The organism is Enterobacter cloacae complex sp.6700776 (genome assembly GCF_048284255.1).
In the GTDB taxonomy this organism is placed as follows: domain Bacteria; phylum Pseudomonadota; class Gammaproteobacteria; order Enterobacterales; family Enterobacteriaceae; genus Enterobacter; species Enterobacter intestinihominis.
The window spans coordinates 235,623-259,834 of the sequence record NZ_JBLVYK010000001.1; the positions used below are offsets into that span (position 1 = coordinate 235,623).

Below are 24,212 nucleotides of genomic sequence, written 5' to 3' on the forward strand. Positions count from 1 at the left end.
TTTATGGGCGCAAACAAAAGAGAGTCCGATTTGAATTACCAGATGATCACTACCAACGACGAGCTGGCTTCGCTGTGCGAGGTGACGCGTGATTTCCCCGCTATCGCCCTGGATACGGAATTTGTCCGTACCCGCACGTACTACCCGCAGCTGGGCCTGATCCAGATGTATGACGGCAAACACGTGTCGTTGATTGACCCCCTCGGCATTACCGACTGGGCGCCGATGCGCGAGCTGTTGCTTGATACCGCCGTGACCAAATATCTGCACGCCGGCAGTGAAGATCTGGAAGTCTTTCTCAATACCTTTGGCATCATGCCGCAGCCGCTGATTGATACCCAGATCCTCGCGGCGTTCAGCGGTCGTCCGCTCTCCTGGGGCTTCGCGGCGATGGTGGAAGAGTACACCGGTCTGACGCTGGATAAGAGCGAATCGCGTACCGACTGGCTCGCGCGCCCGCTGACGGCGCGTCAGCTTGAATACGCCGCAGCAGATGTATTCTACCTGCTGCCGATTGCTGGCCAGCTTATGAAAGAGGCTGAGGCGTCCGGTTGGCTGTCTGCCGCCCTGGACGAGTGCCGCATGACGCAGCAGCGTCGTCAGGAAGTGGTTGATCCGAAAGAGGCCTGGCGTGACATCACTAACGCCTGGCAGCTGCGCACCCGTCAACTGGCCTGTCTGCAACTGCTGGCTGACTGGCGGCTGCGTAAAGCGCGTGAGCGCGATCTGGCGGTAAACTTCGTGGTGCGTGAAGAACACCTGTGGGCGGTAGCGCGCTATATGCCGGGTAGCCTTGGCGAACTGGACAGCATTGGCCTTTCCGGGAGTGAGATCCGTTTCCACGGTAAAACGCTGCTCGCGCTGGTAGAGAAAGCTCAGCAGCTGCCGGAGGACGCACTGCCAGAACCACTGCTTAACCTGATGGATATACCGGGCTACCGCAAGGCGTTCAAAGATATCAAAGCGCTGGTGCAGACGGTGGCGGGGGAAAGCAAACTGAGCGCCGAACTGCTGGCTTCACGTCGTCAGATTAACCAGCTGCTGAACTGGCACTGGAAGTTGAAACCGCAAAATGGTTTACCTGAACTGGTCGCCGGATGGCGGGGGGAACTGATGGCTGAACGCCTGAACACCCTGCTGGAAGGGTATCCGCGCTAAAGAATTGTAGCCCCGGTAAGCGCCGCGCCACCGGGGAAATTGCCGGGCGGTACGATGCTTGCCCGGCCTACAAAACCACAAACGGATTAACGCGACTCTTCCGCTTCCGGAAGCGTCACGTTCAGCTCCAGAATCGAAATATCCCCGTCTTTTTGCTCCAGCTGAACGGTGACCATTTCCGGGTCAATCTGCACGTATTTGCAGATCACTTCCAGAATGTCTTTGCGCAGCTGCGGCAGGTAGTGCGGTTCGGCGTCGCTACGACGACGTTCCGCCACAATGATTTGCAGACGTTCTTTTGCGATGTTGGCGGTGCTTTTTTTCCGCGAGAGAAAAAAGTCCAGTAATGCCATAACTTATCCTCCGAACAGGCGTTTGAGGAAACCTTTCTTCTCTTCTTCAATGAAGCGGAAAGGACGTTCTTCTCCCAGCAGACGGTCAACGGTATCCGCATACGCTTTACCCGCGTCTGCCTGTGTATCCAGGATCACGGGCTCGCCCTGGTTAGAGGCGCGCAATACGGACTGATCTTCCGGGATCACGCCAACCAGTTTGATGCGCAGGATCTCCAGCACGTCTTCCATGCTCAGCATGTCACCTTTGTTCACCCGACCCGGGTTGTAGCGGGTCAGCAGAAGGTGCTCTTTGATCGGCTCCTGGCCATTTTCCGCGCGACGAGATTTCGAGGCCAGAATGCCGAGAATACGGTCGGAGTCACGTACTGACGAGACTTCCGGGTTAGTAGTGATGATAGCTTCATCCGCGAAGTAGAGCGCCATCAAAGCCCCTGTTTCGATACCGGCCGGGGAGTCGCAGACCACGAAGTCGAACTCCATCTTTTTCAGATCGTCGAGCACCTTTTCCACGCCTTCACGGGTCAGCGCGTCTTTATCACGGGTCTGGGACGCCGGGAGAATGTAGAGGTTCTCGGTACGCTTATCTTTAATTAGCGCCTGGTTAAGCGTGGCATCGCCCTGAATGACGTTCACGAAGTCATACACCACGCGACGCTCGCAACCCATGATCAGGTCCAGGTTACGCAGACCGATATCGAAGTCGATTACGACGGTTTTCTTTCCCTTCTGGGCCAAACCAGTAGCGATGGCCGCGCTGGAGGTGGTCTTGCCAACGCCTCCTTTACCCGAAGTCACAACAATAATGCGTGCCATAGAAATTCCTTGTTAAAAGGGATCAATTTAACGGTTGAACGGTCAAAGCGTTATCTGCCAGCTGCAGACGAGCCGCTTTGCCATAAAATTCGGCTGGGATTTTATCGCTCAGCCAATATTCACCTGCGATAGACACCAGTTCTGCCGTCAGGTGAGTACAAAAAATTTGTGCTTCTCGATCGCCGCTGGCGCCCGCAAGCGCACGCCCACGCATCATACCGTAAACGTGAATATTGCCGTCTGCAATCAGTTCTGCGCCCGCACTGACGTGGCTTGTAACAATCAGATCACAGTTTGGCGCATAAATGCGCTGACCGGAACGAACCGGCAGATCAATCAATCGCGTTTTTGTGACTGGGGCTACATTTTGCGCCGAAGGCGGGGGAGCGGGAACGGTTGCAGGCGTTGCGCGCGGGGATTTTTCTTTACCCTCGTTTAACAAGGGCAAACCCGCGCGTTCAATTTCGGCTTTTAACTCTGCGTCTTTACAGCCGCTTATACCCACGATGCGCAACCCCGTGGAGACGACGGCCTGCTGGAGTCGCTTCCAGTTAACCGGCCCCTCAAGGTCGCTTACATTGACGACAACAGGAGCATGCTTAAGAAAAGCGGGAGCCTGCGCGATTTTGTCTTCTAACGCCTGACGAATAACCTCGGGTTTTGCATCATGCAAATGAACCACTGATAAGGTGAAGCTACTGCCTTTAAGCTCGATGGGCGTATTTGACATCCTGGCCTTACTCAATTTGCTATTAACCGCAACACATCGCCGCGATATTCCGAAGAGTATCAGGCATGTTATAGTCAGGAGTATATTGAGGCAAGCAACCACCCATTAATTCAGAGTAAAAACATGTTTTGTGTGATCTACAGAAGTACCAGCCGCGACCAGACCTACCTTTATGTCGAAAAGAAAGACGATTTTTCCCGCGTGCCTGAGGAATTAATGAAAAGCTTTGGCCGACCGCAACTGGCGATGCTGCTGCCGCTGGACGGCCGTAAGAAGCTGGTGAACGCCGATCTGGAGAAAGTCAAAAAGGCGTTAACCGAGCAGGGCTATTATTTACAGCTTCCGCCGCCACCGGAGAATTTATTAAAACAGCATCTTGAGGTGAGCGGAAAGAAATAAGCCCGGGTCATTCCGGGAACAACTCATCAACCGATTAGGGGTCGACCATGTATCAACATCATAACTGGCAAGGTGCTTTACTGGATTATCCCGTCAGCAAAGTGATCTGCGTGGGCAGCAACTATGCAAAACATATTCAGGAGATGGGCAGCGCCGTGCCGGATGAGCCTGTTCTGTTTATTAAGCCAGAAACTGCACTGTGCGATATTCGCCAGCCGCTGGTTCTGCCGCAGGGGCTGGGCTCGGTGCATCATGAAGTGGAGCTGGCGGTGCTGATCGGCGCGACGCTGCGCCAGGCGACCGAAGAGCATGTAGAGAAAGCGATTGCGGGTTACGGTTTCGCGCTCGACCTGACCCTGCGCGACGTCCAGAGCAAAATGAAGAAAGCGGGGCAGCCGTGGGAAAAAGCCAAGGGCTTTGACAATTCATGCCCGATTTCCGGTTTCGTTCCGGTGAGTGAATTTACCGACGATCCGCAGAATACGCCCCTCAGCCTGAAGGTCAACGGCGAGATCCGCCAGCAGGGGACGACCGCTGACATGATCCATAAGATCGTTCCGCTGATTGCCTACATGAGCCGCTTCTTCACCCTGAAACCCGGCGACGTGATCCTTACCGGCACTCCGGAAGGTGTGGGGCCGCTGCACAGTGGCGACGAGCTGGACGTCAGTTTTAACGGCCTGTCGCTGAAAACCCGCGTGCTGTAAAAGCACCTTGCCGCCTGAAAAGGGCGGCAAAACTTGCATCAACGTGCCAGACTCGTTATAAGGTGCGCTCTATTTTGACGTGTGGACATCCCGATGAACGACATTCCTTTCTGGCAAAGCAAAACTCTCGACGACATGACCGACGCGGAGTGGGAATCGTTGTGTGACGGCTGTGGGCAGTGCTGCCTGCATAAGCTGATGGATGAAGATTCGGATGAGATCTATTTCACCAACGTAGCCTGCAAGCAGTTAAACATCAAAACCTGCCAGTGCCGCAACTACGAGCGCCGTTTCGACTATGAGCCGGACTGCATCAAGTTAACCCGTGAAAATCTGCCGACCTTTGAGTGGCTGCCGCATACCTGCGCGTATCGCCTGCTGGCGGAAGGTAAAGATCTGCCCACATGGCATCCGCTGTTGACGGGGTCGAAAGCGGCGATGCACGGCGAGCGTATTTCCGTGCGCCACATTGCGGTGAAAGAGTCCGAGGTGCAGGACTGGGAAGACCACATTATGAATCACCCTAATCGGTGATAATAAAAAACCCGCCGAGGCGGGTTTTTTATTGTGCGCAATTTTGTCGGGTGGCGCTGCGCTTACCCGACCTACAAAACTGACGTTGCCGTTTTGCTTTTACCTTCCAAAAAGATCGCGTTTCTTTGGCTTGAACGGCTGGGCAATCAGCACCAGCAGCGCTACCACGAAGTAGGCGACAAAAATGCCCACCAGCCACTGCGGCATCTCCAGCGTCAGAAACTCCCACTGGCGTACAGAGCAGTCACCGGAGGCCACAAACACCTGCGGCAGCCATTTATCCAGCGGCAGCCAGCTCGGGAAGCGGGCGGCAAAGTCGCAGGTCATAAACGGCGACGGGTGAAGCTGCATCTGGGTGTGCTCCCAGGCAAGCGCAATCCCTTTCCCGGCGCTGTACAGCCAGATGGCAATTGCGGCATAGCGTAACGGTGTTTTAGGTGCAATCGCACCTACCAGACCTGCGCCCATAATGCCGAACAGCGCACAACGCTCATAAATACACAGGACGCAAGGTTTCAGCCCCATCACATGCTGAAACCACAGCGCGACCATTTCCAGCGCAAAGGCGGTCAGGGCCATCAACAACCATGCTCCGCGACCGCGTGAGCACTGGTTCAAAAATTGCAACATAATCATTTCCCTGGAACATGCTTAGACAGCGCAGTGTAAACGAATTTTAATGCGCCGCAAGTATACCTGCTTGCAACAACCATTGCGTACAGGGAACGAGAGTAATTTTGATGCACAGCAAACCAACAAGGGTAAGCACCAGCGTGTACGGCAGCGCCATCCAGACCATTCTTCCATAAGAAAGTCGTATGAGTGGCGCCAGCGCCGAGGTCAGCAGGAAGAGGAAGGCCGCCTGACCGTTCGGGGTTGCCACGGAGGGGAGGTTGGTTCCAGTGTTGATCGCCACCGCCAGCAGCTCGAACTGTTCACTGCTGACAATCCCTTGCTCCATCGCGGCTTTAGCCTCATTGATGTATACCGTCCCGACAAAGACGTTATCGGATATAGAAGACAACAGACCGTTAAACAAATAGAACAGCGTTAGCTGCGAATCTGGCGTGGCCTGAAGCACAAACGCGATGATTGGCGCGAACAGATGTTGGTCAATAATCACCGCCACGACGGCGAAAAACACCGCCAGCAGGGCGGTAAACGGCAGCGCTTCGGTAAAGGCTTTTCCGATAGCATGTTCGTCCGTGACGCCGCTCAGGCTGGTTGCCAGAATAATTACCGACAGACCAATCAGCCCCACCTCGGCAAGGTGGAAGGCCAGCGCAGCGATAAGCCACACGCCGATGATGCCCTGTGCAATCAGGCGCAGCGTCTCCTGGCGCGTGCGTTGTTTGCGGCTCTGCTCGTCAAACTTCTGCAGCTCCTGACGGACCTGATCGGGCAACTTCGCGCCATACCCAAAAAGGTTGAATTTTTCGACCAGCACGCAGGTCGCTAAGCCGCAGATCAAAACGGGCACGCTGACCGGCGCCATGCGCAGGAAAAATTCGCCAAAATGCCACTCAGCCGCTTTGGCGATAATCAGGTTTTGCGGCTCTCCAACCATTGTCATCACGCCGCCCAGCGCCGTCCCCACGCCCGCATGCATCATCAGGCTGCGCAGAAACGCGCGGAACTGCTCGAGCACATCGCGGTTGTGCGCCTCAACGTGGCTGTCGTCCTGTAAGTTATCGCCAGGACGAGACGAAGCGACCCGGTGGTAAATACCGTAAAAGCCGACGGCGACGCTGATCACCACCGCCACAACCGTCAGCGCATCCAGGAAGGCAGAGAGGAAAGCCGCGGCGAGGCAAAACGCCAGCGAGAGCAGCGTTTTCGACGGAATGCTCAGCAGCAGACGGGTGAAGATAAACAGCAGAAGCTGCTTCATAAAGTAGATCCCCGCCACCATGAAGATCAGCAGTAGCAGGACTTCAAGATTCGACGCAATCTCGTTTTTAACATGCTCCGCGCTGGTCATTCCAATGATCACGGCTTCCAGCGCCAGCAGCCCGCCGGGCAACAGCGGATAGCACTTCAATGCCATCGCCAGGGTAAAGATAAACTCGGCGACCAATATCCACCCGGCAACGAAGGGATCCAGCAAAAAGATAACGGGATTAACGACCAGGAATACCAGTAGAGTGAGTTTGTACCAGTCAGGTGACTGACCTAAAAAGTTGCGCCACAGCGCGCGCCCAAATGAAATTTCCACGACAGACGTCCTTTCCCCGTCAAATAAGACAAGACATCAGTATACGCAAAAACGGCGGCGGAGAGGGGGATAAAGCCATTTTGTAAATTTCATAAAAATGAAACGGCGATCCCTCTTTTCTGTCTCTGCTGCGCTATCTGCCTCTGCGCGCCTCTGGTATGATGAGTGCAATTTGCTAAAGCTGTGTAATGGAAATCTCACTATGGTCATTAAGGCGCAGAGCCCGGCGGGTTTCGCGGAAGAGTACATCATTGAAAGCATCTGGAATAATCGTTTCCCTGCGGGATCAATTCTACCTGCTGAACGCGAACTCTCTGAACTGATTGGCGTCACCCGTACCACGCTGCGAGAAGTGCTCCAGCGTCTGGCGCGCGATGGCTGGTTGACGATACAGCATGGCAAACCCACTAAGGTGAATAACTTCTGGGAAACGTCCGGGCTGAATATTCTGGAAACGCTGGCGCGTCTCGATCACGAAAGCGTACCGCAGCTGATTGACAATCTGCTTTCGGTGCGCACCAACATCGCTACCATTTTCATCCGCACCGCGTTTCGTCAGCATCCTGAAGATGCGCTGAAGGTGCTTGCCACCGCCAATGAGGTGGAAGACCACGCGGACGCCTTTGCGACCCTCGACTACAACGTGTTCCGCGGTCTGGCGTTTGCTTCCGGCAATCCGGTTTACGGTCTGATCCTGAATGGAATGAAAGGGTTATATACACGCATTGGTCGTCACTACTTTGCCAACCCTGAAGCCCGCAGCCTGGCGCTCGGCTTCTACCATAAACTGAGCAAGCTCTGCACCGAAGGGCTGCACGATCAGGTCTATGAAACGGTGCGTCGTTATGGCCACGACTCCGGTGAAATCTGGCACCGAATGCAGAAAACCCTGCCGGGTGATTTAGCGATTCAGAGTCGCTGAAATAAAAAACCTCTCGATTGAGAGGTTTTTTTCGCCCGGTGGCGCTTCGCTTACCGGGCGAAAAAACTACAACGTATTCAACCGCGCCGGACACCGCTCCAGCAGCTCCACGCTGCCATCTTCATTCTGCTGCTCCAGCGACACGTCAAATCCCCACAGGCGATGCACATGCTTCAGCACTTCCTTACGCCCCTTATCCAGCGGCGCGCGGTTGTGAGGGATATAGCGCAGCGTCAAAGAGCGGTCACCGCGCAGATCCACATTCCAGACCTGAATGTTCGGTTCAAGATTGCTCAGGTTGTATTGAGACGACAGGCGCGAGCGGATCTCACGATAGCCCTCTTCGTTGTGGATCGCAGAGATCTCCAGGTAGTTGTTGCGGTCATCATCCAGTACGGTGAAGAAGCGGAAATCACGCATGATCTTCGGCGACATGAACTGGCTGATAAAGCTCTCATCCTTAAAATCACGCATCGCGAAGTGCAGCGTTTCCAGCCAGTCAGAACCGGCAATATCCGGGAACCAGTATTTGTCCTCTTCGGTGGGCGACTGGCAGATACGCTTGATATCCTGGAACATGGCAAAGCCGAGTGCGTACGGGTTAATGCCGCTGTACCACGGGCTGTTATACGCTGGCTGGAATACCACGTTGGTGTGGCTGTGCAGAAACTCCATCATAAACCGCTCGGTGACTTTTCCTTCGTCATACAGGTGGTTAAGAATGGTGTAGTGCCAGAAGGTCGCCCAGCCTTCGTTCATCACCTGGGTCTGCTTCTGAGGATAGAAATACTGGCTCACCTTGCGCACGATGCGCAAGATCTCACGCTGCCACGGCTCCAGCAGTGGGGCGTTCTTCTCCATAAAGTAGAGCAGGTTTTCCTGCGGCTCGGAAGGGTAACGACGCGCCTCGGCGACGGTTTTCTCCTCCTCACGTTTCGGCAGGGTGCGCCACAGCATATTCACCTGGCTTTGCAGATACTCCTCGCGGCTCTTCTGCCGGGCTTTCTCTTCCTGCAATGAGATCTTCTGCGGACGCTTATAGCGGTCAACGCCGTAATTCATCAGCGCGTGGCAGGAGTCCAGTAGCTTCTCTACCTCGTCCACGCCGTAGCGCTCTTCGCAGTCGGTAATGTATTTGCGGGCGAAGATCAGGTAATCGACGATGGAGCTGGCGTCCGTCCAACTGCGGAACAGATAGTTATTTTTGAAGAACGAGTTATGTCCATAGCAAGCGTGCGCCATCACCAGCGCCTGCATGGTAATGGTGTTCTCCTCCATCAGATAGGCAATACACGGGTTAGAGTTAATAACGATTTCATACGCCAGCCCCTGCTGTCCGTGCTTATACAGTCGCTCCGTTTCAATGAATTTTTTACCAAACGACCAGTGCGGATAGTTAATCGGCATCCCGACGCTGGAGTAAGCGTCCATCATCTGTTCCGAGGTGATGACTTCAATCTGATGGGGATAGGTGTCCAGACGATAGAGTTTGGCCACCCGGTCGATCTCCGCCAGGTAGACATCCAGCAACTCGAAGGTCCAGTCGGGTCCATCGCTCAGACGGGTGCTGTCCCTTGACATGGAATCTAGTGTAGCCATTAGCGCGCCCTCGTTGTTGGTCGCTCTCTCTGACTGGAGAGCCTCCTTTCAAGCATAGATCACCCCATTCAAATACGCGGGGCGCAGAAATTTTTTCTTTGCGATTTCCCGTTTTCGATACGGCAAAAAAAGCGGTGCTCGCAGAATTTTCTACTGGTTAAAAATAACGCGCAGCAGGAGATCCCAAATAAGCGCCATCCCCTGATACAGCGGGATATGTGAGTTGAGTCACCATAAAAAAGTCATATGTTGAATAATATTTTCAGCTAGGTTATCAATCTGTAATTAGATGATTGTTCTTTTGCTCATAATGGAGTGGCTATGCGTGTTGTCATACTGGGAAGTGGTGTCGTTGGCGTAACCAGCGCCTGGTATTTAAGTCAGGCGGGACATGAGGTTACCGTTATCGATCGCGAATCCGGTCCGGCGCTGGAAACCAGTGCGGCGAATGCGGGGCAGATCTCCCCGGGCTACGCTGCGCCGTGGGCGGCCCCGGGCGTTCCGCTGAAGGCGATCAAATGGATGTTTCAGCGACATGCGCCGCTGGCGATAAGCCTTGACGGCACACAGTTCCAGCTTAAGTGGATGTGGCAGATGCTGCGCAACTGCGACACCCGCCACTACATGGAAAACAAAGGGCGCATGGTGCGCCTCGCAGAATACAGCCGCGATTGCCTGAAAGCGCTGCGTTCCTCAACGGGGATCGAATATGAAGGGCGCCAGGGCGGCACACTTCAGCTGTTCCGTACCGCGCAACAATATGAAAACGCGACCCGCGATATCGCCGTGCTTGAAGATGCGGGCGTACCGTATCAGCTGCTGGAAGCCAGCCAACTTGCGCAGGTGGAGCCAGCACTTGCCGAGGTCGCGCACAAGCTGACGGGCGGCCTGCGTTTACCGAACGATGAAACCGGCGACTGCCAGCTTTTCACCCAGCGTCTGGCGCGCATGTGTGAGCAGGCCGGGGTGAAGTTCCGCTTCAACACCTCTGTCGACAAGCTGCTGTCGGAAGGGGAGAAGATTTACGGCGTGAAGTGTGGAGAAGAGGTCATCAAAGCCGATGCTTACGTGATGGCGTTCGGATCCTATTCTACCGCGATGCTGAAAGGGATCCTGGATATCCCGGTCTATCCGCTGAAAGGCTACTCCCTGACCATTCCCGTGAAAGAGGACAGCGGCGCGCCAGTATCAACCATTCTTGATGAAACCTACAAAATCGCCATCACCCGTTTCGATAACCGGATCCGCGTCGGCGGCATGGCGGAAATCGTGGGCTTCAATACCGAACTGCTCAAACCACGTCGTGAAACGCTGGAGATGGTCGTCGGCGATCTCTTCCCGCGCGGCGGTTTCATTGAGCAGGCGACGTTCTGGACCGGCCTGCGTCCAATGACCCCGGACGGCACGCCGATTGTGGGCCGTACGCCTTACAAAAATCTGTGGACAAATACCGGCCACGGTACGCTTGGCTGGACCATGGCCTGCGGTTCGGGCCAGCTGCTTAGCGACCTGATTTCAGGGCGGACGCCGGCAATTCCGTTTGACGATTTAAGCGCCGCACGCTATCAATCAGGGTTTACCCCCTCGCGTCCACAACACCTGCACGGCGCGCATAATTAAGGAGTCGTCATGTCCCGTCCCATTCTGGCCCAGCTGGATTTGCAGGCGCTGAAGGATAACCTGCAAATTGTTCGTCGTGCTGCGCCGGGTTCTCGTGTCTGGTCGGTGGTGAAAGCCAACGCCTACGGTCATGGTATCGACCGTATCTGGAGTGCGCTCGGCGCCACCGACGGTTTTGCCTTGCTGAATCTGGAAGAGGCCATCCTGCTGCGTGAGCGCGGCTGGAAAGGACCGATCCTGCTGCTGGAAGGATTCTTCCATGCGCAAGATCTGCCTCTGCTGGATAAGTACCGCCTGACGACCAGCGTTCACAGTAACTGGCAGATCAAGGCCATTCAGGACGCGAAGCTGCATGCCCCGCTGGATATCTATCTCAAAGTGAACAGCGGTATGAATCGTCTGGGCTTCCAGCCTGAACGTGTGCACACGGTCTGGCAGCAGCTTCGTGCGCTGAAAAACGTCGGTGAGATGACGCTGATGGCGCATTTTGCCGATGCGGAAAAGCCGGACGGCATTGCCGATGCTATGGTCCGCATTGAGCAGGCGGCAGAAGGGCTGGACTGTCCGCGCTCGCTGTCGAACTCAGCGGCAACGCTCTGGCATCCCGAGGCGCATTACAACTGGGTGCGCCCGGGGATCGTGCTGTACGGCGCGTCACCCTCAGGTCAGTGGCAGGATATCGCCAACAGCGGCCTGAAGCCGGTGATGACGTTACGAAGCGAAATTATCGGCGTGCAAACCCTGAAAGCGGGCGATACGGTGGGCTATGGCAGCCGCTATCGGGCAGCGGGCGAACAGCGTATCGGTATCGTGGCGGGGGGCTATGCAGATGGTTATCCGCGCATCGCCCCGAGCGGCACGCCGGTGTGGGTCGATGGCGTGCGTACGGGCACGGTAGGCACCGTCTCAATGGACATGTTGGCTATTGATTTGACGCCATGTCCTCAGGCGGGGATCGGCTCACCGGTTGAGCTGTGGGGCAACGAGGTTAAAATTGATGATGTGGCCGCTGCGGCGGGCACTGTCGGGTATGAACTGATGTGCGCGCTGGCGTCAAGAGTGCCTGTTGTGACGGTGTAACATGTGTGTGCCGGGTGGCGGCTTCGCCTTACCCGGCCTACAAAAGCCCGAACGTAGGCCGGGTAAGCGTTAGCGCCACCCGGCAAAAAAGCAGCTACTCCGCCGCCTCCTCCTCCATCGGCCTTACGCCGACTTTGCGCACCGCGTTATCCTCTTTCTCGGCCACCGTCCAGACCATCCCGGCAAACTCCACCTGGTCACCGACGACCGGTGCAGCCCCTAATAATTGCTGAATAATCTCGCCCAGTGTTTGCTGGTTATCGCGATTCTCCAGTCCTCCCTCCAGGCCATAAATCAGCGCCACATCCGCAAAGCGGGCGCTGGCTTCGAGGATAAAATCGCCGAAGAAACGCTGATCCAGCGCCACCGGGGGCGACTGGCTGAACAGCTTGCCAAGGGCAGGCAGGTCGCGCTCGCGGCCAATCACGCAGAGGATATCGTTCTCTCGCAGCCGCGTGCTGCCGGTCGGGTGAAGCAGGGCGTTATCCCGGAACAGGGCGGCAATGCGCGTTTCAGCGGGCATATGCAGATCGCGTAGCGAAGCACCCACGCACCACTTATCGGCGCTTAGCTGATAGACAAACTGTTCCCACGGGTTGTCTGGGTGAATATCCAGCCCCACGCGGGAGACCGGCCAGCCAACGGGCGGTACCACCACTTTGGCTTTTTTCGCCGCCCAGCCCAGCGACGTCCCCTGGAACAGCAGCGATACCAGCACCACGAAGAAGGCGACGTTGAAGAACAGACGAGCGTTGTCCAGCCCGGCCATCATCGGGAAAACCGCCAGGATAATCGGCACCGCGCCGCGCAGCCCCACCCAACTTATAAATATCCGCTCACGCAGGTTAAACCCGCGGAACGGCAGCAGCCCGGCAAACACCGACAGCGGACGGGCGATGAAGATCATCCAGGCCGACAAAAGCAGCGCTGGCACGACGATAGGCAGCAGGTCGGAAGGCGTCACCAGCAGGCCCAGCACCAGGAACATGGCGATCTGTGCCAGCCAGGCCAGCCCGTCAAAGTTTTGCAGTATCGCATAACGGTTACGAATCGGTCGGTTGCCCAGCAGGAATCCACAGAGGTAAACCGCCAGAATACCGCTGCCGTCCAGCGCGGTGGTGACGGCAAAGATCAGGATCCCGCCGCTCAGGGCCAGCAGCGGGTAAAGGCCGGAAGGCAGCGTAATACGGTTGATTGTCTGCTGTAACAGGTAACCGCCGCCGAGACCAATGATAATCCCGAGGCCAAACTGCTGGAGGATGTGCCAGGCGAACATCCAGCTCAGGCCAGTTTCGTGCTGCTGGATCATCTCAATCAGGGTGATGGTCAGGAACACCGCCATCGGATCGTTGCTGCCGGATTCAATCTCAAGCGTGGAGCCAACGCGCTCGTTCAGCCCCTTGCCGCCGAGCAGCGAGAACACCGCCGCCGCATCGGTAGAGCCGACAATCGCGCCAATAAGCAGGCCTTCCATCATATCGAGGTTAAACAGCCAGGCTGCCATCATACCGGTCAGGCCGGAGGTGATTAGCACGCCGACGGTAGCCAGAGACAGCGCCGGGCCTAAGGCAACGCGAAACGAACTTGCCTGGGTGCGCATGCCGCCGTCCAGCAAGATCACCGCCAGCGCGAGGTTACTTACCATATAGGCGAAAGGGTAATTATCGAAGGGGATACCGCCGATTCCGTCAACCCCCGCCAGCATGCCGATAGCCAGGAAAATGACAAGAATAGGTATGCCAAGGCGCGATGAAAATGAACTTAATAAAATGCTGAAGGTTACCAGGATGGAACCCAGAATGAAAAGACTGATTATCGCTGTGGCACTCAATGTCGTCTTACTCCCACCTCAATGTGAACGCTGTTATTAAAACCCTAACATATTAACAACTGTATCTGCGTTTTATTGAGGGGGAATAACGGCTTTTTTATGCCTTTAAGACCGGATGACCGCTGATTGTTAACCGACTGCCTGAATTACCGTGTACAAGGTGCGCCCGGGCACCCAGTGGCAAGGTAACGGTTTGCTGCTCATGGCCGAAATTCAGACCGGCGATCACCGGAATATCCAGCCGGGAACGAATGAAATCGACCATCGTCTCCAGCGTGTAGCCCGCGTCGTAATCGTTGGGGGCTGACCCGCTGAAACTGCCCAGCACAATGGCCGACTGCCGATCCAGGATCCCGGCGTGATAAAGCTGTAACAGCATGCGTTCGACGCGGAACGGGTGTTCGTTGATATCTTCCAGCACCAGAATGCCGTCCTCGATCTGCGGCAGCCACGGTGTACCAATCAGCGACACCAGCATCGCGAGGTTTCCGCCCCACAGCTGCCCTTCACATTCCCAGTGCGGTCCGTTGCCTTGCCACTCGACGGTAAACGTCGGGTTTTGCAGGGCGCGCCAGAAATGGTCCTGCGTAAACGCATCCAGCTCCGGCGCACCAAAGTTGCCGGCCAGCATCGGACCGCTAAAGGTAATGACGTTATGCAACGCCAGCAGGCCGAGCTGGATCGCCGTGAAATCGCTGTGTCCGCAGATTAACAGCGGATCCTGCTGCTGGCGTGCGGCCAGCCCGGCCCAGTCGATGCTCTCCAGCAGCCGGCTTGCGCCATAGCCGCCGCGCACGGCCAGCACAATGGTGTTTTCACCTTCCAGCGTCGCCAGGCTGTTGATATCGCTCAGTCTCTGCGCCTCCGTACCGGCAAAACGCTGCATGCGGCGGGGGATAATTGTCTGATTTTCTACCTGATGGCCTATTTCCAGCAGGCGCTGAACGCCCCGCTGTGCCGCCTCCTGGTTGATGCAGTAGCCCGACGGTGCGATGAGATGAAACTGAGGCATGGCAATTCCTTGCTGAATGAGAATCTAATTGTCTATATCATGCCGCTTATACGCCGCCTGCTTCAAGGGGCGACGTACCGCGATGACCGGCTATAAGGATAGATGACGTGAAATTGAGATGGTTTGCTTTTTTGATTGTGTTGCTCGCTGGCTGTAGTTCAAAACATGATTATAAAAATCCCCCCTGGAATCCTGAAGTCCCGGTAAAGCGGGCCATGCAGTGGATGCCGATCAGCGAACAAGCCGGGAAGGCCTGGGGCGTGAGCCCGCGCCTGATCACCGCGATCATCGCCGTGGAGTCCGGCGGTAACCCGACGCTGGTGAGTAAATCGAATGCGGTGGGGCTGATGCAGTTAAAAGCCTCTACGGCGGGAAGAGAGGTCTATCGCTACATGGGCTGGAAGGGACAGCCATCCACCAGCGAGCTGAAAAACCCGGAACGTAATATCTCTATGGGAACCGCTTACCTGAGCATTCTGGAGCATGGCATTCTGAAGGGGATTGACGATCCGGAAGTGATGCAATATGCGCTGGTGGTGTCGTACGTTAACGGAGCTGGCGCGCTGCTCCGAACCTTCTCATCCGATCGCAAAGAGGCGATAGAAGAGATTAACGATATGGATAAAGATGAATTCTTCGAACACGTTGTGAAGAATCATCCGTCAGCACAGGCTCCACGTTATATCTGGAAAGTACAGAAAGCAATGGACGCCATGTAACGTCTTTGTCGGGCGGCAGCACGCTGCCCGACGCCTTTCAGCGCACTTTATTCGCGCGTTCCCGCGCTTCACGCTCCAGTGAAAAAATGATGCGCTGTAGTTCGCGCTCGGCGCCTGGCCCGACATTCAGAAAGCGAAAACTCAGTCGCGGCGTGGTAATGGTTTCGTTTTTGCCGTCCACCACCTTGCGCTCGCTGATGGCAATCAGCTGGGCGTCAAACCAGAAGCGTCCCCATCCGCCCATATCCAGCTCGATCTGACTAAAACGCATACCTTCCACCAGCCCTTCCGGCTTCGGCATATCCATCAACGCTCCCATGCCGCCCAGCGACAGGTCGAAGAGACGAAAGCGGATCTCTTTCTTGTCCGGCATTTTTGCCTTACAGAAGTAGGCCGGGTGAAGCGGGGCGCTGATGCGAAAATACTCGCGGCGCTGCACGAACCAGAGATTAGCGGGCAGGGGGGTGATAAACGCAGGCAAACCCTGGTACACGATCGTGGTCAGGCGAGGCAGTATAAACTCGACTTTAGCCCCCTGCGTTTCGGCCATCACCGAGAGGTTTTCTGCCTGTAGCGCGGCACGGTTTTCATCGCTCTGGCTACCCAGATCCACGATCAGGTGTTCTGCCGTCACGTCCAGGATCTTGCTGATAAACTGGCTGGTTGACCAGTTGATGCGCAGCGGCACCTCGCCCTTTTTCAGGTCGCGTAACACCCCTAATACAGCCAGCGGATTTTGTTTCAGGAACTGCTCACTGTAGCTACTCACGCCAGATGGCTCCTCGATAGATGACAGACTGTCTCTGGGTTATCGGCACGCTGGCATGAAACTTAATACAAACGATCTGTTTTTCTCCGCTGATATTGATTCGGTAATAAAAATGATAATAATTGTCGTTCCCAATATCATCTAATAATAAGACGACACTATGAGCACCTCACGTTTTGCGTTATGCGCGTTGGCAGGCGCCGTTACGCTGGCATTGCAGACACAGGCTTTCGCAGAAGAACCCACCATCGTGGTAACCGGTACAGAGCAGGGCAGCGCGCTCCCTGCCTGGACCAATAGCGCCACGAAATCAGCCGTCGCGGAAAGTAAAACGCCGCAGGTGATCAACACCATCGCCGCTAAAGAGATTGAGCAGCGGCACGCCAGTTCGGTAAACGAGATCCTGCGCTATGCGCCGGGCGTTTCCACGGAGGTGCGCGGGAGCACCTCTTACATGAGCGAGTACAAAATCCGCGGGTTCAACGTCGATCAGGAGTTCTACAACGGCCTGCAACTTCCCTATAACGTCACCGGGAACTCCAAAGCGCGAATCGATCCGCTGCTGATTGAGAGCGTCGATATCCTGAAGGGGCCGTCATCCGTGCTGTATGGCGGCGGCTCCCCGGGTGGGCTGGTCAATATTCAGAGTAAAAAGCCGCAGAAAGAGGCGAAAACGGAACTGGGCTTTAATACCGGAAACCGCAATCTGAAAGAGGGGTACCTGGATTCCACGGGGCAGATCGCGAACAGCGACTGGAACTATCGTCTGCTGGGCAAAGCAACGGAAAGTGACGAACAGGCGCACACCACGCGGTATGAAAACTATCTGGTGGCCCCCTCCGTGACCTGGCAGCCGGATGACAAAACGCGCCTGACCATTGACGCGCTGGCGCAAAACACGCCGAGCCTGACGCCGTCTGATCCGATGCCGCTAAGCTATCTGCGGTCTAAATACGCCGATCGTCGTGACTATGCCGGGGATGAGTGGAGCGGCTTCAAACAGCGCCAGTGGATGCTGGGCTACAGCTTTGAGCATGAGTTTGACAGTGGCTGGGGCTTTAACCAGAAAGCGCGCTACTTTGACGTGGATACCCACCAGCGCAGCGCCTATTCCACCGGGACGGGCAGCGAGGTCTTCCAGCTTAACCGCTTCGCCTATACCACGGATGAAGATTTGCAGAGCTTCAACATTGATAACCAGGTTACCCGAACCGTCGCGCTGGGGGACTGGCAACATCATCTGCTGGCGGGCTTTGACTACCAGAAGCTGAACTCTCACTTCCATTATCGTTACGCCTCGTCCACACCGGGTATCGATATGCGCAATCCGGATCACTCGCAGATCGATAACGATGCGCTGGGGCTTGAAACCGCGCAGAAAAACCGTCTCGGCTATCAGCAGAATGGCTATTACCTTCAGGATCAGATTGCGTTTGGCGGGCTTAACGTGCTGGCCAGCCTGCGCTTTGACGACTACCGTTCCGTCACCACCAACTATCTGCAAAACGGTGACAAAGCCTGGGTGTCGCAGGATCGCCTCACCAAACGACTGGGGGCGCTTTATGCCTTCAAAAATGGTCTCTCGCCGTTTATCAGCTATTCGGAAGGTTTCGCACCGGTATCGCCGCAGGGTACGCTGACCGCGAAAGACGTTAAGCCCACCACCAGTAAGCAGGTGGAGGGTGGGGTGAAATATCTGCTGGCGGAATATGCAACTACCTTCACCGCCTCGGTGTTTAACATTCGTCAGAAAAATGTGGTGACCAGCGATCCGGGCTTCCTCAACTACCGCCAGACCGGGGAAGTGGAATCGAAAGGCGCGGAGCTTTCCGCTATTAGTCGTCCAACGGATAACCTGACGCTGATTGCTAATTATGCCTACACCCACGCCATCAATACCGAAGATGACAAGTACCAGGGCAAACGACCGACGCAGGTCCCTGAGAACGCCTTTAATCTGTGGGGAGATTACACCTTTGACAGCACTCCGATGAGAGGGTTAACGCTGGGGGCTGGTGCACGCTACACCGGGCCGATGGAGATCTCGCCAGCCAATGATGCAGGCAAGCTGGGCGGTACGACGCAGTACGATCTGGCGGCATCTTACCGCATGGGCGAACTGGCGCCATCGCTGGAGGGGCTGACGCTGAAAGCGAGCGCGCAGAACGTCACCAACAAAGAGACGCTCACCTGCTATGACGCGACCAACTGCTGGATAGGCCGCGACCGCACCTTCCAGGTCGGGGCGAACTACAGCTTCTGAAAAAAGCCCGGTGGCGCTACCGCACTGAACAGTCCCCTCGCCCCTTTGGGGAGAGGGTTAGGGTGAGGGGCGCTACTGCGCCGCCTGTTTAGCAGGTGCAACATCATCGTTTGCCGCAGACTGATTCTCCGGTACGCTGTCGCACGGCTTCTCTTTCGGGCAGACCATGTCCAGCATCCTGAGCGTCACACCGTTACTCCAGCCGAAACCGTCCTGCAACGGATACTCACCGCCGCCACCGCCGGTACCGGTCGAAGAGACATCGTACTTCTCAACCAGTTTCTTCTCGCGATCGTAGGTATGCTGAACGTTTTTCAGGAAACGCCAGGTCACGTCCATCGCCACTTTCTGCTGACCATAGTTCTGCAACCCTTCCACCGCTACCCACTGCAACGGCGCCCAGCCGTTCGGCGCATCCCACTGCTGCCCGCTGTTGATGGTGGTGGTAGAAATACCGCCCGGTTTCAGCAGGCGCGACGATGCGGCTGCGGCCACTTTATCGGCGCGATCCTGTGATGCGGCCTTCACATACAGCGGGAAGAGGGCCGCGGCAGTCAGCTGATTACGCACCTTCCTGGTTTTCAGATCGTAATCCGCATACCAGCCCTCTTTATCGTTCCACAGGTGGCTCTCCATGGCTTTCTGACGTGCGGAGGCCAGCGCGTCATATTTACTTGCGCTTGCGGTATCCCCGTCTTCCTGGCTGGCACGGGCCAGCAGTTTTTCCATCTTAAACATCAACGCATTCAGATCCACCGGCACGATGCTGGTGGTGCGGATGGTACCCAGCTTCTGGGGATCGTCCATCCAGCGGGAGCTGAAATCCCAGCCCGAGGCCGCGGCAGAGCGCAGATCACGGTAAATCTCGGTGGCCGGACGGTTAGGGTTATTTTTGGCGGTGGTCACGTCATCCAGCCACGACTCAGGGCGTGGCGTGTCCAGATCGTCCCAGTAGCGGTTGAGGAGGGAGCCGTCATCCAGCTTCACCACGCGTTTGTTTGCCTGACCAGGCTGGAGCCCATCAGCCCCCTCCATCCAGTAGGCATACTCCTTCTCCATCTGCGGACGGTATTTCTTCAACGCGTCGCTGTCATGCGTGGCCAACAGTTCCACCATCAAAGAAAAGAACGGTGGCTGAGAGCGGCTCAGGTAGTAGCTGCGGTTACCGTTAGGGATATGGCCCCAGGTATCAAGCTCGTATGCGAAGTTGTCCACCATGTCGCCGATCTTATCCCAGTGGCCGCTCTCGGCCAGCCCCAGCATGGTGAAATAGCTGTCCCAGTAATAGACTTCGCGGAAGCGTCCTCCCGGCACGACATAGGGTTTTGGCAAAGGCAGGAGGGAGTCCCATTTGTTCGCTTTGTCGGTGGTGCGGGTCAGCACAGGCCACAGATCGTCTATGTGTTCGCGCAGGCTCTGGCCCTCAGGGGGAACATATTTCTCACCCTCCTTCGGCAGGATAAAGTTCATCTCCACGAAGTGACGCAGGTCAAAACCGGACTGGGTATGCTGCATCCGGTAATCCGCCAGGATCATCAGCGGGTCGCTTTTGGGAACGGCATCCGCGAAGGTTTTCTGATCCGGGAACAGTTTGGCGCTCTGAACGTCATTAAAGAGGGGGCCAAGAAGAATATCAGGTGAGCTTTGCTGGCTCGTTGGCTGGTCTTCAGCATAACCAAATGCGGTAACACCGAGTAGTGCGCCTGCCAACGCAAGGGGTAAAAAAGCGGGGCGTCGTGCGCGAGGTCTTATCATCGGTTCGTCTCCTGTCTTCACTGAGCAGCGTGACCGCTGTTGTCAATTACCTGAAAACCTTAGACGAATATCGATAACTTCGCGTGTTGAATGTCCCATTTTTCGCATAACCAGATAATTCGGGTGCGCTTTCACTACACCAGGGTTGGATTACTTAATTTTTAACCACACCTCGGAAAGGCCGGGTAAGCTTCATGCCACCCGGCTTAAGCCCTACAACCCTTTATTATCCATCAGCACCGCCAAATCCACCAGACGGTTTGAGAAGCCCCACTCGTTGTCATACCACGACAGGATCTTCACCATATTCCCGCCAATCACCAGCGTTGAAAGCCCGTCGATAATGGATGAGCGCGGGTCGCCCTGATAATCACTGGAGACAAGCGGTTCATCGCTGTAGCCCAGGATGCCTTTCAGCGGCCCGCTACCGGCAGCCTGACGGAACGCGTCATTCACCTCTTCGGCGGTCACGTTGCGGCTCAGCGTCACCGTCAGATCGACAATCGACACCACTGGCACCGGCACGCGCAGGGAATACCCGGTGAGTTTACCGTCCAGTTCGGGGATTACTTTCCCGAGCGCTTTTGCCGCGCCGCTGGAATAAGGCACAATCGATAATGCTGCCGCACGCGCGCCGCGCAGATCTTTTTCTGGCTGGTCATGCAGCGCCTGGCTGTTGGTGTAGGCATGCGTGGTGTTCATCAGCCCGTGTTCAATGCCAAACTGCTGGTGCAGCACCTGCGCCGCTGGCGCCAGACCGTTAGTGGTGCAACTCCCGTTACTGACCACAAAATGCTGGGCCGGATCGTACAGCGTGTGGTTCACGCCCATTACCACCGTAAGATCATCATTTTTAGCCGGGGCGGAAATAATGACGCGTTTTGCGCCGCCGCTCGTGATATGCACCGCCGCTTTTTCACGTTCGGTGAAGAAACCGGTGGCTTCTATTACCACCTCAACGTCAGCGTCTTTCCACGGAATGTTTGCCGGGTCGCGTTCACTGAATACGGTGATGCGTTGCCCGTCAACCTGTAGCGCGCCGTCCGCCGCTTCCACAGGTACCGGTAGCGTGCCGAGCAGAGAGTCATATTTCAGCAGATGGGCGAGGGTTTTACTGTCCGTCAGATCGTTAATGGCCACAATCTGGAGATCCGGATTGCCCAGCGCCGCGCGCAGGACATTACGTCCGATACGGCCGAAACCGTTAATACCGACCTTAACCATGATGCACTCCTTATCTGTGTTGTCTGGAGTTACTGTAGGTGTCAGGTCGGTTGGCGTAAATGACAAAAAAGGATCAGATTACGCCATTCTGCGGCAGTGGAAACGCTGGCGATATTCGCCCGGCGTGAGATGAAGCTGCTTTTCAAAAACGCGGCGCAGGTTGATGCTGGTCCCAAACCCGCTTTTTTCGGCAATGACCTCAAGCGGATACGGGGTCTGCTCCAGAAGCTGTCGTGCGGCGGCCAGGCGGGCTTCGGTGACATAACGGGCCGGAGGTACACCGACGTCACGCGTGAACACGCGGGTGAAATTGCGCGGACTCATGGCGACCCGTTCGGCCAGCCTTTCGACGCACAAATCTGCGGTGAGGTTTTGCAGGATCCAGCTTTGCAGTTCGCTAACCGGTCCGGTCGCGCCGGACTGCTCCAGATTATAGCGGCTGAACTGTAGTTGGCCGCCAGGCCGGCGCAGGTACATCACCATATCCTGCGCCACGTTGCGGGCGAGGGTGAAGCCGTAATCATCCTCCACCAGCGCCAGCGTCAGATCAAACCCGGAACTGACGCCGCCGGATGTCCAGACGGGACCATCCTGAACATAGAGCGGGCCGCCCTCAACGTTGACCGCAGGATAGCGGGTTTTCAACGTTTCCAGAAGCCGCCAGTGGGTCGTTGCCCGGCGCCCATCGAGAAGTCCGGCCTGTGCCAGCAGCAGGGCCCCGCCGCAGACAGAGGCGACGCGTCGCGCATGCGGCGCGGCCAGGTGCAGCCAGTCCACCACCGCAGTGCTTTCCTGCTCATTCATGCCACGGCCGGTGATGATAATCGTGTCCAGCGGCTCGCGCGGATCCAGCTCCGGCAGGCGATAGTCCGCCAGCAGATTTAAGCCGGACTGGCCATGGATCACCAGGTGAGGCTGGGTAGTGGCAATAATGATGCGGTAGCGGGGCTGCGCCAGACCGTCCGGGTGCAGACGGTTGGCCTGCATCAGAATGTCGGCTATACCGGCGGCTTCAAACAACATGCCACCATCAGGAACGATTATCAGGATCTTCTTCATGTCATGAAAAGTACCTTTCTTACAATATAAGTCAAGTGGAGGACGTTGACCGTTACCGAGCACGGTTCTGGTCAACCCCGATGCCTGCAACGGCACATATTTTGATACCCACTTAACCTGTTTTTACCGCTCGGCCTGTAAGCTATGGTGCGGGAAAGCAAAGAACTCATAACAAATTTTCATCATGTTTGTAATAAATCGTCGGAGTGGTGGAAAGCAAGCAATAGTGTAGTGACGGTAAAATGCCAAATGAAGTTCGCCTGTCGAAAGCAGCGTCTTTATTCATTACCTGGAAAGGGTGGGTTATATTTTGAGCAATGCCTTGGCGAGCAAGATTGTAGTCAGGCTTAATTATTTGTACGGCCCAGACGAGAGAAAATTATCTTAAGAAGGGGGAGAGCATAAAGTTAATTTGCGGCGTGAAATTAATTTTTTCACCCTTACTGTGTTTTCTTAATTTGATGGGACATCGTCCTGAGTATTGACGATTTGCTATCGATACAACAAATAATTCGTGTGAGATATATTCATATGCAACTGAAAAATTCTCTGTTCTACTAATTATGGTAGTGGCAGGAATAGTGGTGTTACGTTAGTGAGAATGGTTCTCTTTTGGGTTTTTTTGTCTTTAAATCAGCTAATTGCGTGATTTCTCTATTTTTCAGATTAATCTCAGAGTGAGGCGAATGCCTCATGAATCAGCAGTAGCGAAAAAGGAAATATTGAAAAGGTGATAAGCTCATGTAAACTTGTTTACCGTTTGTCAAAATATGTCAGGATTACGCTGGGCCTTATTCTCGAAGGCTCGTGCGGTAGCTATGCCCAAATAATAGTAACGCCCCGGAAAAACCTGACTATTTTTAACAATAGCACCTAAGTCAAATTTTATCCCCTCTCTTCATCCTCTAAATATCGCTACGGAAAAGCATATGAAACTGCGTGTATTGTTATCACTTCTGTTTGTTATGGCGGTGGCGGGCTGTAAGGCGCCGCAAAAACCAGCGATCACCGATGATACGATTGTGACCAGCCAGGTTAATGGCATCACGCTGACGCACCGTCACGCTGTTACCCCTCCGGCGGAGTTCACTCAGGTGAATGAACCGTATCGTGCTATGTACCCGGCATCCCTGATGAGCCGTCCTGACTACGGTGGAAAAGTGATCCGTACGCTTGAGACCGGAAAAACTTACGTCGTGCTTGGGCAGGTTGAACATTTCTGGATGGCGCTGGCCGATGAAGGGAGTGAACAGCTGATTGGTTACGTGCCGATGCGTGCCGTGATCAAGGCCGACCAGTACGAAGCCACCGTGCGTAAACAGGCACTGCGCCCTAAAGCGCGCAAGAAAACCACCTGTGTTGATGTCGATGGCAACAGCAAAGCCTGCAAAGACAGCGCGAACGGTACCTGGATCCTGAACTAAACGGGTTTCACGAGCATATTTTT

Annotated in this window: 22 protein-coding genes; 10 read left to right on the forward strand and 12 right to left on the reverse strand. The window is 55.5% G+C overall.

Annotation, left to right across the window (positions count from 1 at the left end):
• The first annotated feature begins 42 nt into the window (after nucleotides 1-42).
• Nucleotides 43-1,158, forward strand: coding sequence for a ribonuclease D (gene rnd, locus ACNQ0T_RS01320; protein ID WP_199159946.1), 1,116 nt, complete (start codon nucleotides 43-45; stop codon nucleotides 1,156-1,158).
• Nucleotides 1,159-1,244: 86 nt separating this feature from the next.
• On the opposite strand, the gene minE is transcribed toward rnd, so the two are convergent.
• Genes minE through minC form a run of 3 tightly spaced genes read right to left on the reverse strand, consistent with a single transcriptional unit; the run spans nucleotide 1,245 to nucleotide 3,057 of the window.
• On the reverse strand, nucleotides 1,245-1,511 hold the full coding sequence (gene minE, locus ACNQ0T_RS01325) for a cell division topological specificity factor MinE (RefSeq protein ID WP_003859937.1): 267 nt from the start codon (nucleotides 1,509-1,511) through the stop codon (nucleotides 1,245-1,247).
• 3 nt (nucleotides 1,512-1,514) lie between these two features.
• Nucleotides 1,515-2,327, reverse strand: coding sequence for a septum site-determining protein MinD (gene minD, locus ACNQ0T_RS01330; protein ID WP_003859938.1), 813 nt, complete (start codon nucleotides 2,325-2,327; stop codon nucleotides 1,515-1,517).
• Between the two features lie 22 nt (nucleotides 2,328-2,349).
• Entirely contained in the window at nucleotides 2,350-3,057 is a 708-nt protein-coding gene (minC, locus tag ACNQ0T_RS01335) for a septum site-determining protein MinC (RefSeq protein ID WP_022648434.1), read from the reverse strand.
• A 123-nt stretch (nucleotides 3,058-3,180) separates the two neighbouring features.
• Between minC and ACNQ0T_RS01340 the strand changes: the two genes are divergently transcribed.
• The 3 genes from ACNQ0T_RS01340 (at nucleotide 3,181) to ACNQ0T_RS01350 (ending at nucleotide 4,697) form a co-directional block, all read left to right on the forward strand.
• Complete coding sequence (locus ACNQ0T_RS01340) at nucleotides 3,181-3,456, forward strand: YcgL domain-containing protein (RefSeq protein ID WP_006810982.1); 276 nt, start codon at nucleotides 3,181-3,183, stop codon at nucleotides 3,454-3,456.
• A gap of 47 nt (nucleotides 3,457-3,503) precedes the next feature.
• Nucleotides 3,504-4,163, forward strand: coding sequence for a fumarylacetoacetate hydrolase family protein (locus ACNQ0T_RS01345; protein ID WP_063151968.1), 660 nt, complete (start codon nucleotides 3,504-3,506; stop codon nucleotides 4,161-4,163).
• Nucleotides 4,164-4,256: 93 nt separating this feature from the next.
• Nucleotides 4,257-4,697 carry a YcgN family cysteine cluster protein gene (locus tag ACNQ0T_RS01350; RefSeq protein ID WP_022648432.1) on the forward strand — a complete coding sequence of 147 codons (441 nt, stop codon included), beginning with the start codon at nucleotides 4,257-4,259 and terminating at the stop codon, nucleotides 4,695-4,697.
• A 99-nt stretch (nucleotides 4,698-4,796) separates the two neighbouring features.
• Here the strand turns inward: ACNQ0T_RS01350 and dsbB are convergent, their stop codons facing one another.
• Both dsbB and nhaB read right to left on the reverse strand, forming a co-directional pair.
• A complete protein-coding gene (gene dsbB / locus ACNQ0T_RS01355; RefSeq protein WP_417929415.1) occupies nucleotides 4,797-5,327 on the reverse strand; it encodes a disulfide bond formation protein DsbB in 531 nt (176 codons plus the stop codon).
• 46 nt (nucleotides 5,328-5,373) lie between these two features.
• Nucleotides 5,374-6,912 carry a Na(+)/H(+) antiporter NhaB gene (nhaB, locus tag ACNQ0T_RS01360; RefSeq protein ID WP_417929416.1) on the reverse strand — a complete coding sequence of 513 codons (1,539 nt, stop codon included), beginning with the start codon at nucleotides 6,910-6,912 and terminating at the stop codon, nucleotides 5,374-5,376.
• Nucleotides 6,913-7,114: 202 nt separating this feature from the next.
• On the opposite strand from nhaB, the gene fadR reads away from it, so the two are divergent.
• A complete protein-coding gene (gene fadR / locus ACNQ0T_RS01365) occupies nucleotides 7,115-7,834 on the forward strand; it encodes a fatty acid metabolism transcriptional regulator FadR (protein WP_015570315.1) in 720 nt (239 codons plus the stop codon).
• 66 nt (nucleotides 7,835-7,900) lie between these two features.
• On the opposite strand, the gene ACNQ0T_RS01370 is transcribed toward fadR, so the two are convergent.
• Entirely contained in the window at nucleotides 7,901-9,433 is a 1,533-nt protein-coding gene (locus tag ACNQ0T_RS01370; RefSeq protein WP_022648429.1) for a SpoVR family protein, read from the reverse strand.
• Nucleotides 9,434-9,754: 321 nt separating this feature from the next.
• Between ACNQ0T_RS01370 and ACNQ0T_RS01375 the strand changes: the two genes are divergently transcribed.
• Together ACNQ0T_RS01375 and dadX are read left to right on the forward strand one after the other, a co-directional pair.
• Nucleotides 9,755-11,053, forward strand: coding sequence for a D-amino acid dehydrogenase (locus ACNQ0T_RS01375; protein WP_022648428.1), 1,299 nt, complete (start codon nucleotides 9,755-9,757; stop codon nucleotides 11,051-11,053).
• Between the two features lie 9 nt (nucleotides 11,054-11,062).
• The gene (dadX, locus tag ACNQ0T_RS01380) at nucleotides 11,063-12,133 is read left to right on the forward strand and encodes a catabolic alanine racemase DadX (protein ID WP_022648427.1); all 1,071 of its coding nucleotides are present in this window, start codon (nucleotides 11,063-11,065) and stop codon (nucleotides 12,131-12,133) included.
• A gap of 94 nt (nucleotides 12,134-12,227) precedes the next feature.
• Here dadX and ACNQ0T_RS01385 read toward each other — a convergent pair whose 3' ends face one another.
• Nucleotides 12,228-13,964, reverse strand: coding sequence for a potassium/proton antiporter (locus tag ACNQ0T_RS01385; protein WP_023300343.1), 1,737 nt, complete (start codon nucleotides 13,962-13,964; stop codon nucleotides 12,228-12,230).
• A gap of 97 nt (nucleotides 13,965-14,061) precedes the next feature.
• Nucleotides 14,062-14,976, reverse strand: coding sequence for a muramoyltetrapeptide carboxypeptidase (gene ldcA, locus ACNQ0T_RS01390; RefSeq protein ID WP_417929417.1), 915 nt, complete (start codon nucleotides 14,974-14,976; stop codon nucleotides 14,062-14,064).
• Nucleotides 14,977-15,083: 107 nt separating this feature from the next.
• Between ldcA and emtA the strand changes: the two genes are divergently transcribed.
• Nucleotides 15,084-15,695 carry a membrane-bound lytic murein transglycosylase EmtA gene (emtA, locus tag ACNQ0T_RS01395; protein ID WP_022648424.1) on the forward strand — a complete coding sequence of 204 codons (612 nt, stop codon included), beginning with the start codon at nucleotides 15,084-15,086 and terminating at the stop codon, nucleotides 15,693-15,695.
• Between the two features lie 37 nt (nucleotides 15,696-15,732).
• On the opposite strand, the gene ycgR is transcribed toward emtA, so the two are convergent.
• Nucleotides 15,733-16,464: a flagellar brake protein YcgR gene (gene ycgR, locus ACNQ0T_RS01400; protein ID WP_022648423.1), complete on the reverse strand. Its 732-nt coding sequence runs from the start codon at nucleotides 16,462-16,464 to the stop codon at nucleotides 15,733-15,735.
• Nucleotides 16,465-16,624: 160 nt separating this feature from the next.
• Here ycgR and ACNQ0T_RS01405 point away from each other — a divergent pair, with 160 nt between their 5' ends.
• Nucleotides 16,625-18,727, forward strand: a complete 2,103-nt coding sequence (locus tag ACNQ0T_RS01405; RefSeq protein ID WP_417929419.1) for a TonB-dependent siderophore receptor — start codon at nucleotides 16,625-16,627, stop codon at nucleotides 18,725-18,727.
• Nucleotides 18,728-18,799: 72 nt separating this feature from the next.
• On the opposite strand, the gene ACNQ0T_RS01410 is transcribed toward ACNQ0T_RS01405, so the two are convergent.
• From ACNQ0T_RS01410 to ACNQ0T_RS01420, 3 genes are all read right to left on the reverse strand, one after another.
• A complete protein-coding gene (locus tag ACNQ0T_RS01410; RefSeq protein WP_045623225.1) occupies nucleotides 18,800-20,482 on the reverse strand; it encodes an alpha,alpha-trehalase in 1,683 nt (560 codons plus the stop codon).
• Between the two features lie 213 nt (nucleotides 20,483-20,695).
• Complete coding sequence (gene gap / locus ACNQ0T_RS01415; protein WP_276169806.1) at nucleotides 20,696-21,706, reverse strand: type I glyceraldehyde-3-phosphate dehydrogenase; 1,011 nt, start codon at nucleotides 21,704-21,706, stop codon at nucleotides 20,696-20,698.
• Nucleotides 21,707-21,784: 78 nt separating this feature from the next.
• Nucleotides 21,785-22,765, reverse strand: a complete 981-nt coding sequence (locus tag ACNQ0T_RS01420) for a GlxA family transcriptional regulator (protein ID WP_023300337.1) — start codon at nucleotides 22,763-22,765, stop codon at nucleotides 21,785-21,787.
• Between the two features lie 929 nt (nucleotides 22,766-23,694).
• Between ACNQ0T_RS01420 and ACNQ0T_RS01425 the strand changes: the two genes are divergently transcribed.
• Complete coding sequence (locus ACNQ0T_RS01425; RefSeq protein ID WP_006810964.1) at nucleotides 23,695-24,189, forward strand: hypothetical protein; 495 nt, start codon at nucleotides 23,695-23,697, stop codon at nucleotides 24,187-24,189.
• Nucleotides 24,190-24,212: the final 23 nt, after the last annotated feature.